The following is a 15,814-nucleotide window of genomic DNA, read 5'->3' on the forward strand; positions in this document are numbered from 1 at the left end:
CGGGGAGCTCCGTCAGGAGTAAACTGTTTATGGCTTTCCGGTCAGCCTCTTTCCTTAGATTAACCATTTAAAAATAATCCAGGAAAACCTGTTTTTATGACACAAAAACTCTTCAGAAACATTGCCTTTCTGTTGTTGTTGATTGTTGTATCCCTGCAATCATCCGCACAGTTTAAGGTAATTGGTTACCTCCCTACCTGGGGCGGTACTATAAGTAATGTTCAATTCGATAAACTAACACATATAAACTACGCATTCCTCATCCCTAAAAATGACGGTGGTTATAATGAACCAGATGATCCGGGAAGGTTGAAAGCGCTTGTTACAGCAGCACATGCTAAAGGTGTTAAAGTGATTATCTCTGTTGGTGGTGGCGGTGGTGATGTAGGGTTCAGAACAACAGCGGTGAATGCTACTTATCGTGCAAACTTCGTTACTAACATGGTGAACTTCTGTAACCAGTACAACCTGGACGGCGTTGACCTTGACTGGGAATATCCTAATGCAGGTGCACAGGCACAGGGTTTTGTGACCCTGATGCAACAGTTGGCTAACGCATTTCATCCGCAGGGTAAATTGGTAACTGCAGCAGTGATCGGAGATTATGGTGATGATAGCTTCCTGAGTACACTGTTCCCTATCGCAGACTTTCTCAACATCATGGCATATGATGACAACGATTTCCAGCACTCTACTTATTCACTGGCTGTACAGTGTATGAACTACTGGCTGGGTCGCGGATTGCCTAAAGAGAAAGCCGTTCTCGGTGTTCCTTTTTACGCACATCCTGATTATGTTGCCTACAAGGATCTGCTGAAAATGGGTGCTGATCCTTATGCAGACGTATTTAATAATAAGTACGGTTATAATGGTATTACTACTATCAAAGCTAAAACCAACCTGGCTTATGATCGTGGTGCAGGTATTATGATGTGGGAACTGTCCAACGATGAAGGAACCGGTGCAAACTCACTGGTAAGCGCTATCCACGAGGTAGTAGTAGCCAGAGGAGGTGATACAACAACGAATCCTCCAACTTCACCGGCTCCAATTGGTAAGACTATCTGGCTGAAAGGTTTCAACAACATGTATGTTTCTTCTGAAGACGGTGATACCGCTGGTATGAACTGTAACAGAGCTGCTGTACAGGGTTGGGAACAGTTCCTGGTAGTAGATGCCGGTAATGGAAAGATTGCTTTACAGAATAATGGTAAATATGTTTCTTCAGAGAACGGAACAAAATCCATTACCTGTAACAGGACTTCTATCCAGGGCTGGGAGGCCTTCGACTGGATACCTGTTAATGGTACACAGGTATTCCTGAGAGGCAATAATGGCCTGTATATTTCTTCTGAAAATGGAACAAAGGCAATGACCTGTACCAGAACTACTGCAAGTGGCTGGGAAGCATTCAACTTTGGTACTGTTGGTGCTGCAAGAATTGCAGCATCTGCTGTACAGGATAAAGCAGTTAGTGTTGAAGCAGGTCATGAATTGTTATTGTATCCAAATCCTGTTACAAAGGGTACTCCTTTAACAGTAAGTATTCAGCATTATAATGCGGGTACATCTGTTCAGGTATCTATACTGGATATTAACAAGAAGGTAGTAGCATACCAGAAAGCAAGTGCAAAAACAGTTACTGTAGCTACAGATAAACTGTCTGCAGGCTTCTATATACTTGTTGTTAAAAACGGTAGCAGCAGTTATACGAAGAAAGTGATCATACAATAAACACTAAGTACTAATCCCGGAAACGATAAACAGGTATACAATTCCTGGCGGCGTTTCCGGGTTAGTTCTTACCCTCAGAATAGTCATTTATTCACTCTAATCTATATGCAATGAAAAAGAAAAATCTACTTCTTTTGCTGCTTGCCGGTACCTTTTCAACAACGGCCTTAAAAGCCCAGACCCCGCCAGCTACCTGGCAGGAACATTGGTTTGAACACAACCAGTTACTATCCCGTGTTTTTTATGACAATGACCTTGCGTTGTACTATGACAATGATGTAAGTCGCTCTGTAACGTGGACCCAACAATACCTGGGAGACGTATGGCGGTATACAAAACGTACATACGGCTCTTTTGGTGATGACCCACATTTGTTTGCGGTTTTGCATACCAATAAGTACAGCGGAGGCCATCCATCAGGTTACTTCGATCCAAGTCATGACAACAGGAATGTAATTGATGCCGGTGCCGGACCATGGACCAGTGCTACACATGGTGATCGTGGCCTTTTGACACACGAAGTAGCACACGTTGTAGAAGGTAATTCAAAGAACTCACATAGCTCACCAGCCTTTGGTATATGGGGAGATAGCAAATGGGCAGAAATATTTAATTATGATGTTTACAAGGCATTAGGCAGGACCGATGATGCTGCCCAGGCTTATGATGACTATAATAACAGTGACGGCGATGATTTCCCTAGAGCAGGGACCAAATGGTTTAAAAACTGGTTCTACCCCATCTACAGCAGGCATGGGGGTAGTCAGGTATTGAACCGTTATTTTATTCAGCTGGCATTGTACTTCCCTAAAAATGGTAATGATTACTCCCGTCGTATGAACATGGGTGAATTCGTTCATTTCTGGAGCGGTGCTGCCGGTGTAAACCTGAAATCACTCGCTACTACCGCCTTCGGCTGGACTTCGGAATATGAAGCACAATTCGTAGCGGCGCAGGCAGCGTTTCCTTTTACTTACAATGTGCCATTGCCTGTTGTAGTAAGGGCATTTGAGGATTCCAACTATGGCGGATATGGTGTGTCATTGCCTGTAGGTAGTTATACATTGGCTAAACTGCGTGCATATGGTGCAAAGAATGATGATATCACTTCCATGAAAGTGGCTGGCGGCTACAAAGCTGTATTATACGCAGATGATAATTTCACAGGTGCAAGTACAACCATTACCGGCGATGTGTCTTTGCTGAATGCAGGTACCTGGAATGATAAAGTATCCTCCCTCGTCATCAGTGCATTGCCTACCACCGGAACGAGTACAGTGATCCAGGCTGAAAGCTATAGCGCTATGTCTGGTGTCAGTACAGAAGGTACTACTGATGTAAATGGCGGTTCTAATGTAGGTTCTATTGACAATGCCGACTGGATGTCTTATTACGACATTAACTTCCCTACTACAGGTACCTATAGAGTTGAATACCGTGTAGCAAGTTCAAATGGCGGAGGCAAATTGTCACTCGACCTGAATGCAGGTGCTACCGTACTGGGTTCCCTGGATGTACCATTTACAGGTGGCTGGCAGAGCTGGACAACCATTTCTCATGTTGTAACCGTTACTGCCGGTACTTATAATGTAGGTGTGTATGCACAGTCAGGTGGCTTTAATCTGAATTGGATTAGAATAACTAAACTGGCCGCAACTGCTGCTACAGTTGCAACAACAGCTGCTACTACTACTGAAGTGAAAAATAATGAAGAACTGGTATTATATCCGAACCCGGTGAGTAAGGATGGTATCATTACAGTGAATGTACCTAAGTATGATGCGACAGCAGCGGTACAGATACAGCTGGTAGATCTTAACAAACATGTAGTAAGTTACAAAAAGGCAAATGCTAAAACTGTAACACTCTCTACTGGCAAAGCTTCCAGCGGAGTTTATATTCTGATTGTTACAAACGGAACTAATAAATACACCAAAAAAGTATTAATACAGTAATAGGATATATGAATAGTTAGGAATAGTTTAATCAGAGGGGGCCTTTCAAGGCCCCTTACTTGTTTTACTCATGTACCTGCGGCGTATAGAGCTGTCATCATTGTTATTGATCAATAAATACACTGCGTCTGCCTGTTTAGTTTATTAATTGGGCTTTGGAATAAGATTGCAGATTAGATCTTTATTATACTTCACCTAAACATCACAGCAGACAAGGTGTATTTATTGATCAATAACAATCCACTGATCAATAACAACCTACACCGGTGTGTGTAGAGCTGTTATCATTGTTATTGATCAATAACAACCTACACCGGCGTGTGTTGAGCCGTCATCATTGTTATTGATCAATAAATACACTGCATCTGCCTGTTTAGTTTCTTAATTGAGCTTTGGAATAAGATTGTAGATTAGATCTTTATTATACTTCACCTAAACATCACGGCAGATAAGGTGTATTTATTGATCAATAACAATCCACTGATCAGTAACAATCTGCATCGGTATAATTACTATCTATGTGAGCATAAAGGAGGACAAAAAATAAGTGTAAATAAAAATGGGCCAGCAGATTTTGTCTGCTGGCCCATTATAATAATTCCAATCTTATTTGTCAAATTTCAGATGCTTAAGTTCTGCGCCATCTCTTATTTCTTCCGATGCTACTGATACAATCGTATCACCAGGATTTAAATTGCCATAGACTTCTATTTTACCATCTGCTTCACGTCCTGTTTGTACCAACACTCTCTCACTCTTGCCATTTACTACTCTTATTACAAACACATTCACTGTTGAATTAACAACCGCACTTTTAGGTACAATGAATGCACTGTCTGCCGTATTCATCGGGATCTTTACTTCTGCAATCATACCCGGCATTAATTTCTTGTCGTTGTTGATTACATCCATTTCTATCCGTTGTGAACGCAGGCGGGTATCCATTACACCGGAAAGGCGGTTTACCTTTGCCGTGAATGTTTTACCAGTATAAGCTTTCACTGAAAAATTCACCTCACTGTTATTTCCCAGGTAGCTGGTATATGCTTCAGGTACTGAAATAACAAGGCGTAATTTCTTCTGTTCCTGCAGCGTGAATAAAGGGAATTCAGATCCTTTACCTGTTGGGCCTACATAGGCGCCGGCACTTACATTTCTGGCGCTTACGATACCGCTGAAAGGTGCCCTGATTTCAAGATAATTCCTGTTGTCAGTGATTTCTTTATAGGCTGCTTTTGCAGATTCTAATTGTGCCTGATCGGATTTCTGACGTGCCTGTGCAATATCCAGGTCGTTCTTTGAAACAGTACCCGGTGTTTTGCTGGTTTCATACAAACGATCGTAATTGGCTTTACTGGCCAGGTACACTGCTTCCTGCGATTTTAGCCGGGACTCAGCGCCTGATAACTGGGAAGTGATTTCCGGCGCTTCCATAGTGGCTAGCAACTGACCAGTTGTCACTTCAGAACCAACATCCACATGCAGCTTTTTTACAAAGCTGCTCACTTTGGCATATATGTCCACCTGTTGAAAGGCTACGAGTTCTCCCGGTATTTGCAGGGTAGAAGAAAGCTTACCCTTTGAGATGGTAATGGCAGGCACTGAAATAACTTCCTGCGCGGATGTATTTTCACCTTTATCTGCCTTTCCTTCTGAATGTCCGCAGCCGCTTAAAAGCAGTACTGCCTGTAGGCTGCACACTATTGTGATGGCCAGTGCTTTTTTGTTGTTCATACTATTCATACAAAGATGGTACATAGTTTTTACTTTCTTTATCTTCCGGATCAAGAGATACGGATTGGGTAGTTGTTTTGCCTTGTGCCCACGCAAATACCAGTGGTAAAATGAAGAGGGTGCTGAAGGTAGATGCGATAAGACCACCTATTACAGCACGTCCCAGCGGTGAGGTCTGGTCGCCGGATTCACCAAGGCCACTGGCCATTGGGATCATACCTGCTACCATTGCAAGACTGGTCATTAAGATGGGACGCAGACGTAATGCTACTGATTCTTTTGCAGATAATAAAGCATCGCCGTTATGCAGGCGTAAATGTTCTGCATTGGTAATCAGTAATACCGCGTTGGAAATTGATACGCCCACAGACATAATGATACCCATGTAGGATTGCAGGTTCAGGGTAGAGCCGGTGATCGTGAGCAATAAAAGGGAGCCTAACAATACTGCCGGTACAGAAGTCAATACTACCATAGATACTTTGAAGGACTGGAAGTTAGCTGCCAGCATCAGGAAGATAACGATAATTGCTACCAGTAACCCATCCTGCAAGCTATTCAGTGTATCTGTCAGCGTTTGGCTTAATCCAATCATTTCCACATTCAAACCACGTGGTAATTCGCCAATGGAGGCAATTGCCTTATTCACATCTTTGGTGGCAGTACCTAAGTCTATATTGTTGGTGTTTGCCGTAACGGAGAGTACAGGTAAGGCACCTAAGTTATCTGCTTCACCGTAGGTTGTATCACGTGTGATAGTGGCTATATCTCCCAGAACAGGACGGGCGGAATTTCTCAGTAAAGGAATTTCCTGCATGGACTCAATGCTAGTCATTTTGTTCTCAGGAATTTCCACCTGCACACTATAACTCAGGTTAGACTTTTCATCTATCCAGATATTTTTATCCGTATAACGGGAAGATGAGGTGGATGCCGTCAGTGAACGGGATACATCATTCAGATCAACACCCAGTTGCGCAGCACGCACACGGTCTATCGTTACCTTTAATGCAGGGTATTTGGTAGACTGTCCCAGTTGCACATCACGGAGGTAAGAAATCTTTTTCAGCTTATCGATCACTTTCTGTGCATATTCCTCATTCAGTTTTTTATTCCTTCCGGATATTCTTACTTCCACAGGCGTAGGGGAGCCCTGGCTCAGGATCTTATCTGTCAGCTCAATCGGTTCGAAAGAAGGTTGTACATCCGGAGCCACTTCTTTCAGTTTGGCCCTGATCCTGTCTTTCAACTGATCCATATTCACTTTGTAATCTTCTTTCAATGCCACCTGCATTACCGCTTCCTGCGGTCCTGCCATGAACAGATAGATAGGACTGATAGAGAACTGTCCGGGATGTTGTCCCACATAAGAAGAGCTGATCTGCACATTTTCAGGTCCTACCAGATCTTTGATAATTTTTGCTGTCTGAATGGTTTTAGCTTCCGTTACTTCCACCCGCGTACCTTCCGGAGCACGTAGTCTAAGCTGGAACTGACTGCTGTTGCCACGTGGTAAAACGTCGCGGCCAATGTTAGAGAGCAGCAGTGCTACCAGTCCTAAGGTAATTACGATGTATGCAGAAACGATGATTTTACGGGCAGGCATCACACGATTAATGAAACGCATAAAGCGGTTCCGGAATTTATCAAACAGAGTGATCTTTCCATCGTCATTAAAATCTATTCTTTCTACCAGTTCTTTTTTCTCATCCCAGGTATCGCTCTGCTGTTGTTTATTGTGTACATGCGGTTTGGTATGTTTGTGTTCTTTCATGATCCAGTTGGCCATGATAGGAACAAAGGTTTGTGCCAGGAAGTAAGAGATGACCATAGCGAAACCTATAGCCAGTGCCAGTGGCAGGAACAATGAACCCGGAATACCACCCATTGTAAAAGCAGGTGCAAACACTGCCAGGATACAGAACAGGATGAGTAGTTTAGGGAAAGCTATTTCCTTACAGGCATCCCAGATGGCCAGCCCTTTGGGCTTACCCATATCCAGGTGCTGGTGAATATTTTCAATCGTCACCGTACTCTCATCCACCAGAATCCCGATGGCCAGTGCCAGCCCGCTCAACGTCATAATGTTGATTGTTTGTCCGGCTACCTTCAGGCATAATACCGCCGCAATAATGGAGGTGGGGATTGTTAATATTACAATCAGTGCCCCTCTTGGGTCGCCAAGGAATAATAACACCATGAGTCCCGTGAGGATTGCCCCGATGGTGCCCTCACTGATCAGGCTTTTTACGGAGTTGATCACGTATACGGACTGGTCAAACTCGTAAGTCAGTTTCACATCTTCAGGAAGTAGTGCCTGGAATTTAGGCATCGCAGCCTTCAGTTTCTGTACTACTTCCCAGGTAGAGGCATCGCCAGATTTGGCAATACTCAGGTAAACAGATCTTTTCCCGTTCACCAGTGCATAACCGGCGGTAATATCCGCACCATCTTCTACCGTTGCAACATCGCGCAGGTAAAGGTTCTGAACACCACCTTTAAACAGTGGAATATCTTCAAAGTCTTTTACAGTTCTGATAGTGGTATTGGCCGGAGTGATATAGTTGATATCGCCCACACGTACGTTACCGGAAGGAGAAGTCTGGTTATTCACGCGGATGGCTTCTACCAGCTGATCTACTGTCATATTATGAGAGCGCAGCAGTTCAGGATCTGCTTTCACTACTACGGTACGGAGGTTACCACCAAATGGAGGTGCTGATACCAGACCGGGAATGGTGGTGAAGGAAGAACGTACATAAGTGTTTGCAAGGTCCAGCAGCTCGTTATTACTACGTTTCTCACTGCTTAATACCAACTCACCTACAGGAAGGGTAGAAGCATCGAAACGGATAATAAACGGTGGCTGTGAACCAGGCGGAAATATGGCCTGTATACGGTTACAGAAGGCACTTAATTCAGCCTGTGCCTGCGCCATGTTGGTACCGGGATAGAAGTTTACCTTTATGAGGGTAAGCCCCTGGATGTTTTTTGTTTCAATACTTTTTATCCCGTTTACATACAGGAGGATATTGATATACTGCTTACCGAAATAAGCTTCCATCTGGGTAGGTGTGTAACCACCAAAGGGATGCGCAATGTACATCACCGGCAGGTCCAGTGTGGGAAAGATATCTATCTTGATTGTACGCACGGCGCTGATGCCAAAAAAGAACATGGCAGCCACGAGTACAAGTATTGTTATTGGTTTGCGTAATGCTAATCTTATCAGGTTCATGCAACTACCGCTTTAGTTAAAATTCATTGATGAAAAGTGAAAAGTTTCCACTGGCAGCAGCCTTAAGCAATAAAGCCTGCCATACGTTGGCGTAAGCAATATCCCGGTCTGTTTCTGCGCGGTTAAGCGTGTAGGAAACCTGTGTTACATCTACAATATTAGTAAGTCCGTTCTTATATAATACTGTACGCTGGAGGTATGCATCAGATGCGGAATTTACCTGTATGGGTGCTTCCCTGTAATTATCCAGTGCATTTTTGATTCGTGTACCAGCCAGCACCAGTTGTGCATTGAGCTGCTGTTGTACAAGATCATATTCATCCTGCAATCCTTTGGAAATATACCTTTGTGATTTCACCTGGTGACTAACTCTTAAAGGAGTTGTAATGTTCCAGGTAACACCTACACCTACCAGGTAATTACTACGGTTGGGCTTTATACCATCCCAGTAGTTTTTGGTATATGCTGTCTGGTCTGTAGCATAGGAAGAAGAAAAACCGGAGCCTCTCGTTTGCATCACACCGAATAGCGAAAAGGAAGGAAAATTCAGTGTATGATAATACTTCGCCTGTTCATCGCTCAGGTTGATCCGGCTTTTATAATATTTCAGCAGTGGATGATCCTGCAGGCTTGCGCTATCCAGCAATGCAGAAGGTATGCGTGTAACGAACAGAGTGTCCAGTATGAAGTCCTGCGGGGGAATGCCCATCAGTTGTGCCAGCTGGTTTGCCTGTGTTTGTTCGAAGTCTTTCGCTTTTGTATAGGCAATCCTGGCGCTTGATACTTCTGCATTAGCAAGAGAAGAATCAACACCGGGAATGAGCCCGTTTTTCACTCTGGTTACTACCACAAAGCGGAAGGTATCTGCACGTACCAGGTTCTTTTGCCAGGAATTAGTTAAGCGTTGTGCCGCCAGCAGATTAAGATATGCCGCAGCCACTTTTACTTCCTGCTGAAACTGTTCCTGTCGGGAATCTGATTCATCTCTTGCCACTACGGCCTGTGCTGTTTTGATTTTTTCTTTCGAGCGGCCAAATGCAAAGAAATCCCAGTTTACATTTGCCAGATAAAGACCACCAAAGGCGGCATTTGAATTCTGAGAGGAGAGGGTAGGTCCCGAAGAGGCTACTCCTAATCCATTTAAGCCATAAGAAGGACCGAATTGCCCGTTAACAGTACCATAGTCCTGCTGGGCAGAAAGGTTCACGTTTGGCAGATAATCACGTTTTGCCTGCGTTGCAGATTCCTTAGAAGCATTTGCATAATTAGCTTTCGCTTTAATAGAACCATAATTGGTGAGAGCTGTCTGCACGGCATCTTTTAAAGTGAGTACCTGTGCATGCAATACCTCCATACGTCCGTAGAGTACCAGGAGAACAAATAGAGAGAAAACTTTTTTTCTTTGCATGATTTTATGAACATTAATCTACCGATCTAAAGCAGTGTTTCCGGATGTAAAATGCTTACATCATTCTAAAGCAACTCTGAAGTATTTTGTGTTTTATATAGTATGTCAGCCATCAGCATAATCATACTTTATAAAGAGGCACAGATTTGTTTCACGATTGCCAGTCTTATACTGGTAGAACTATTATTATGACTTCCTTATTTTAAAACATCTGAATAACACAGGCAGGATTAACTTACTGAATGTAATTGAGCAGTACTTTCATACAGCTGCATAGTTTGTACTTGAAGAAATTCTCAGGGAAGGATCTACTTTTAAAAAAAGGCAAAAAGAAACCACCTGAAAAAACGTGGTTCTTTTTGCCTGTATCCATAATTCCTTTCTTTGAGTCCTTCAATCGAGGTGTAAAGGTGGAAATAAAATCTTTCGATTGTATTGTTCCATTCAAACAAATAATTGTAAAAATCAAAGAATCAGAAAATGGAGGACTTATTTCATACCTGGTAACTATAATGTAGACATATCAATAACAAAGCGATAACGCACGTCTGCCTTCAGCATACGGGCATATGCTTCCTGGATATAGTCCATCTTAATCACTTCAATATCTGACACAATATTGTGTTCCGCACAATAGTCCAGCATCTCCTGTGTTTCAGGAATACCGCCTATCATAGAACCTGCCAGACTTTTTCTGCCGGCAATCAGGCTGAATGCAGCTACAGCAGCAGGAGTTGGAGGTGCACCCACACAGATCATTACACCGTTTGTCCTTAAAAGCGACAGGTATTGGTTGTAATCATGTTCTGCAGATACGGTATCAATAATAAAATCGAAAGAACCTCTTGCAGCTTTCAGGCTTTCAGGATCTTTGGTCAGTAAAAACTTGTGTGCTCCCAGTCTCTCTGCATCTGCTTTTTTAGATGGAGAAGTACTCAGCATAGTTACTTCTGCCCCAAAGGAAACCGCGAACTTCACAGCCATATGGCCCAGTCCGCCTAAGCCGAGTACAGCTACCTTATGACCTTTGCCCACTTTCCAGTGACGTAAAGGGGAATAAGTAGTGATACCAGCACATAACAGAGGGGCAACAGCCGCCAGATCCAGCTTTTCGGATACTTTCAGTGCAAAATCTTCATGAACTACTATCAGGTTCGAATAACCGCCGAAAGTAGGCGTTTTCTTATCCTGTTCGTAGCCATTATAAGTAGGGGAAACGCCATTCAGACAATATTGTTCCAGTCCTTCTTCACAATTTTCACAGTGGCGGCAGGAATCTACCAGGCAGCCTACACCGGCCAGATCGCCTACTTTGAATTTCTTTACGTGACTGCCTACTTTTGTGATGCGGCCTACAATCTCATGGCCTGGTACCATGGGGAAGATCCCATGCCCCCATTCATCTTCTACCTGGTGAAGATCTGAGTGGCAAACCCCGCAGAATAAAATATCAAACTGTACATCATGTGGTCCTGGTTCCCTGCGTTCAAAATTGAAGGGGGCCAGTGGTGCCTTTGCAACAGGTGCTGCGTATCCTTTAGTTGCGATCATAAAAAACTATTAAATGAGTGATGGAATTGATTAGCTCTCGAATGATATCGCAAAATTAAGGCGCATGGGGGGATTTCAAACTTCTGCAGGTGCTATTTAATAAGATAGGGCCAGCCTTTGCAGGCCAGCCCCGGAAAATGGAGATCTGTGTTAATGAGACCCCATTGGCGGATTCCTGTTTCACCAGGGAGCCGCACTTTTTTTATGACTCACCTACCTCAGCAGGTTTACCGAACCATTCTTTATTATTTCCATGCCATTATACAGAGTGATCTTTATTGCATACATATATACCCCTGATGGTTGCGCTTTGCCACTATTGGTACCATTCCATCCGGTACCTACCGTAGTGGTTTCACTAATAAGTTCTCCCCATTGGTTAAAGATCTTCATATTTATTGCTTTGATATTTCCTTCCGGTTTAAAGATGTCGTTTTTACCATCCCCATTAGGAGAGAAGGCATTAGGAACAAATACATCGCCCGGTTTTAGTTTTGCGGTAGCCTCACCTGCAGCACTGTTCTGGCAGGGGAGTGCTCCAAGGGCAATTACCCGGATGCTTACAGATTCCTGCTGTAGTCCCGTAACCGGATATGCCGTATCAGCAATTGCAACATAAGGCCCTCCATCTACAGATACCAGATAACCGGTAGCGCCGGGAACAGGTTTCCATGAGAAGATAGCACTGTTAGATGTAATTGCAGAAGCTGTAACAACAGGTGTAGCAGTCACGCCCAACGATGTAACGGTAACCGGTGTACGATCACTGCTGCAAAGGCCATTTACCGCTTCCACATACCATGTGGTGGTTTCTTTTACAGGAGGCGTGGTAAAGGAGGTGCCTGTGCCTGCTAAATCGCCGCCCGATGGGTAAGGGTACCAGTTATAAATAAACGCATCTATGGTGTCCTGTATTGTTAATGTAGTGGTACTATCCGGACAGATAGACAACGGAGCAACTACCGGCGGAGCAGGTTTTGGGATCACCATTATTTTGATGGTATCTGTAGCCGTGCAACCAAAAGCGTCTTCTCCTGTAACGATGTAAGTTGTGGTATCGGCTGGAGAAACGCTGGTAGTTGAATCGGACATATTTCCCGGCTGCCATGTATAATGCACAATTTTTCCTCCCGATGGTATTGCCGATAAAGTAGTTGTACTGCCTGTACAGATTGTACCCGGTCTGGCCAGTGCTTTAATTTTTACGGTCGATTGTTGTGTTACATCTGCCTGAACCACGAAAGGACAGAGGTTGCCACCAGTAATTGTACAAGTATAAGTGCCGGCAGATAAGTTCGTTGCAGTAGCAGTTGTTTGCACAGGTATGGTATTCCATTCATAACTGAGAGGAGGATTACCTCCACTCACAGTGAGAGACGCACTGCCATTCGACTTTCCACAGTAGGCTGGTGTTGTAACAGGAGTAACGGATAATGGATTATTCATTACACCGGCTACTGCAAGTATTACACCTCTTGAATTTGGTCCGCCTCCTGCATGATGTGTTACTGTAATAGATGCTACTAGTTTTTCCTGATCAGTACAGGAAAGGGAAATATCAAAGGGATAGAACCTTGGATTGTTGGTATTTCTCCCATCGACTGCATAAGGAGGGGCTAATAATCTTTTAATACGCCCAAAGCCGGAAATAACCGCATTGAGCCCGTCAAACCAGTCGGCTACTGTTTGCAGGGAGCCGGTGGTGGAAGTACCATCAGTGAAGTTCAGCACCACATTCAGGTCACTATAGTATTCAGTGGAGAAAGCCAGCAGGCTGAGTTGACTGAATGCTGCAGGAGTAACAAGCGTTAATGTACCAGAGCCAACTGTATTTGGTTGCGCTCCACCAGAAGAAAGGAAAAGGGAATTATTCAGGGTATAATCCTGTAACTGGAAATTATAACGCCCATTGGAAATTATTCCATTTGACGGAATACCACCCAAAATTGAATTGGCGGTAGCAAAGTCTGTGCTGTAAAGAATGTTAAAAACAAGATCCAGTTCTGAGCTGGTAACAGCTGTAGCGTTGGTGCCTGCTTCGGCTACAACATCCTGGTTAAAACCTGTTACGGCAACAGGTGCATAGTTCTGCGCATAAAGTTTGTAAGTGCTTAGAACATGTAGGAGAACAACAATAATAATAGTGCGTTTCATGTGGGATTGATTAATGGATGAAAAAATAAAGAGCTGACCCAAAGGATTTTCCTTTGAGCCAGCTTCTTTTATCATCTCAACAAATTCACTGAACCTTTCTTTATCACCTCTGTGCCATTATTCAGTATGATTTTTATGGCATACATATATACACCCATCGGTTGTACTTTGCTGCCACTGGTGCCGTTCCAGCCGGTACCTACGGTAGTGGTTTCACTAATCAGTTCTCCCCACTGGTTAAAGATCTTCATATTTATAGCTTTAATATTTCCTTCTGGTTTAAAGATGTCGTTTTTACCATCACCGTTAGGAGTGAAGGCATTAGGAACGAAAACATCGCCCGGTTTAAGTTTTGCATTTGCACTACCTATGCCGCTGTTCTCACATGTAATTGCCCCAAGGGCTATTACATGAATATTCACAGATTCCTGCATCAATCCTGTTATCTTATAACTGGCAGTGTCCTGCTCTTTATAAGGACCATCATCTATGGCTACCAGGTAGCCTGTAGCACCCGGAACAGGTTTCCATTTGAAAGTAGCGCTGGTAGTAGTTGTTTCGGTAACAACAACAACAGGCGATGCAAGATGCCCGTTAGATGATACGGTTACGGGTGCACGATCGCCGCTGCAGGCACCATTTACTGCTTCCACATACCATGTAGTGGTTTCTGTTACCGGAGGTGTGGTAAAAGAGGCTCCTGTGCCTGCTAAGTCGCCACCGGAAGGGTAAGGGTACCAGTTGTAGGTAAAGGTGTTTGTAGAGTCCTGTACTATTAAAGTAGCGGAACTATCCGGGCAGATGGACTGCGGAGTAACCACTGGTGGCGCAGGTTTTGGGATCACCATTATTTTGATGGTGTCTGTAGCTGCGCAACCAAAAGCGTCTTCTGCTGTAACGATATATGTGGTGGTATCTGCCGGGGAAACGCGGGTAGTTGAATCTGGTACATTACCTGGTTGCCATGTATAATGTACAATTTTACCTCCGGCAGGAACTGCAGATAGTGTAGTGGCACTACCAGCGCAGATAGTGTTAGGTCTGGCTATTGCTTTAACTTTTACAGTGGATTGCTGTGTTACATCCAGCTGTATGAGAGTGGCGCAGATATTACCATCTGTAACAGTACAGGTGTAAGTGCCTGCAGGCAACCCTGTAGCAAGTGGTGTTAATTGTACTGGAACAGTATTCCATTCATAGGAGAGCAGTCCGTTACCACCACTAATACTAAGCTGTGCGCTGCCGTTTGCTTTGCCACATGCAGCAGGTGTAATACTTGAGGTGACGTTCATTGGTATATTGGATACTCCGGAAAGGGAAAGGATCACTGCCCTGGAAGCATTTCCACCACCTGTTATATAGTCGAATGTAATAAATGCCAGTTGTTTGGATTGATCTTCGCAGGGAATACTTATATCAACAGCATAAAATCTTGGATTATTTCCGGCAATGTCCTCTACAGTATACGGTGGTGCTGCTATTCGTTGTACACGGCCTACTGCTGATATAATTGCATTGGGACCGTTAAACCAGTCGGATATCACTACTCCGTTGATGGGTAATGTGGTACCATCTGTAAAGTTGAGCGTAATATTCAGTGTGCTGGTTTGTTCAGTAGAAAAGGCCAGCAGGCTTATTTTGGTGAAAGCAGCCGGTGTAACCAGGTCCAGGTTGCCTGAAGCGACTGTATTTGTTGCAGCTGCATTTTTAGAAAGATAGAGTGCGTTATTCAACGTGTAATCACCCAACTGATAAGTGCGTGTACCATTTACAATCGTGCCATTATCAGCTAATCCTAAGGCTAAGCTATTGGTTGTTGCAAAAGCCAGTGAGTAAAGGATCTTCTCCTGAAGATCCAGACCCGTGCTTGTGACTGCTGTTGCATCGGTTCCTGTTTCTGCAATGACATCGTTGTTGTATCCTGCCACGGTAACCGGCAAATAGGTTTGTGCGTATAAACTGTATGTGCAAATAACCAGCATAAGGGTGACAAGAAAAATTCGTTTCATTCACTTGTATTTTTTGGTTGACATTAAATTT

8 protein-coding genes are annotated in these 15,814 nt (G+C 43.8%); 2 read left to right on the forward strand and 6 right to left on the reverse strand.

Going from position 1 to position 15,814, the window contains the following annotated elements:
• Positions 1-96: 96 nt before the first annotated feature.
• Positions 97-1,734: a glycosyl hydrolase family 18 protein gene (locus BM176_RS22375; protein WP_090106568.1), complete on the forward strand. Its 1,638-nt coding sequence runs from the start codon at positions 97-99 to the stop codon at positions 1,732-1,734.
• Positions 1,735-1,844: 110 nt separating this feature from the next.
• Entirely contained in the window at positions 1,845-3,689 is a 1,845-nt protein-coding gene (locus BM176_RS32985; protein ID WP_090106569.1) for a carbohydrate-binding protein, read from the forward strand.
• Positions 3,690-4,295: 606 nt separating this feature from the next.
• On the opposite strand, the gene BM176_RS22385 is transcribed toward BM176_RS32985, so the two are convergent.
• From BM176_RS22385 to BM176_RS22415, 6 genes are all read right to left on the reverse strand, one after another.
• Positions 4,296-5,423 (reverse strand): efflux RND transporter periplasmic adaptor subunit, encoded by a 1,128-nt coding sequence (locus BM176_RS22385; protein WP_255373573.1) that lies wholly within the window; start codon positions 5,421-5,423, stop codon positions 4,296-4,298.
• Between the two features lies 1 nt (position 5,424).
• Entirely contained in the window at positions 5,425-8,661 is a 3,237-nt protein-coding gene (locus BM176_RS22390) for an efflux RND transporter permease subunit (RefSeq protein WP_090106571.1), read from the reverse strand.
• A gap of 16 nt (positions 8,662-8,677) precedes the next feature.
• Positions 8,678-10,069, reverse strand: a complete 1,392-nt coding sequence (locus BM176_RS22395) for a TolC family protein (RefSeq protein ID WP_090106572.1) — start codon at positions 10,067-10,069, stop codon at positions 8,678-8,680.
• Between the two features lie 507 nt (positions 10,070-10,576).
• A complete protein-coding gene (locus BM176_RS22405; RefSeq protein ID WP_090106574.1) occupies positions 10,577-11,620 on the reverse strand; it encodes an NAD(P)-dependent alcohol dehydrogenase in 1,044 nt (347 codons plus the stop codon).
• A 213-nt stretch (positions 11,621-11,833) separates the two neighbouring features.
• The gene (locus BM176_RS22410) at positions 11,834-13,774 is read right to left on the reverse strand and encodes an Ig-like domain-containing protein (RefSeq protein ID WP_177230494.1); all 1,941 of its coding nucleotides are present in this window, start codon (positions 13,772-13,774) and stop codon (positions 11,834-11,836) included.
• Between the two features lie 71 nt (positions 13,775-13,845).
• Positions 13,846-15,783 (reverse strand): gliding motility-associated C-terminal domain-containing protein, encoded by a 1,938-nt coding sequence (locus tag BM176_RS22415; protein WP_090106576.1) that lies wholly within the window; start codon positions 15,781-15,783, stop codon positions 13,846-13,848.
• Positions 15,784-15,814 lie beyond the last annotated feature (31 nt).

It is taken from the genome of Chitinophaga sp. CF118 (genome assembly GCF_900112615.1).
Lineage (GTDB): Bacteria > Bacteroidota > Bacteroidia > Chitinophagales > Chitinophagaceae > Chitinophaga.

What these genes read in the sequence shown, in the direction of transcription:
- BM176_RS32985 (WP_090106569.1), top strand. Translation starts at nt 1,845, where the DNA reads ATGAAAAAGAAAAATCTACTTCTTTTGCTGCTTGCCGGTACCTTTTCA.
- BM176_RS22405 (WP_090106574.1), bottom strand. Translation starts at nt 11,620, where the DNA reads ATGATCGCAACTAAAGGATACGCAGCACCTGTTGCAAAGGCACCACTG.
- BM176_RS22375 (WP_090106568.1), top strand. Translation starts at nt 97, where the DNA reads ATGACACAAAAACTCTTCAGAAACATTGCCTTTCTGTTGTTGTTGATT.
- BM176_RS22385 (WP_255373573.1), bottom strand. Translation starts at nt 5,423, where the DNA reads ATGAACAACAAAAAAGCACTGGCCATCACAATAGTGTGCAGCCTACAG.
- BM176_RS22395 (WP_090106572.1), bottom strand. Translation starts at nt 10,069, where the DNA reads ATGCAAAGAAAAAAAGTTTTCTCTCTATTTGTTCTCCTGGTACTCTAC.
- BM176_RS22390 (WP_090106571.1), bottom strand. Translation starts at nt 8,661, where the DNA reads ATGAACCTGATAAGATTAGCATTACGCAAACCAATAACAATACTTGTA.
- BM176_RS22415 (WP_090106576.1), bottom strand. Translation starts at nt 15,783, where the DNA reads ATGAAACGAATTTTTCTTGTCACCCTTATGCTGGTTATTTGCACATAC.
- BM176_RS22410 (WP_177230494.1), bottom strand. Translation starts at nt 13,774, where the DNA reads ATGAAACGCACTATTATTATTGTTGTTCTCCTACATGTTCTAAGCACT.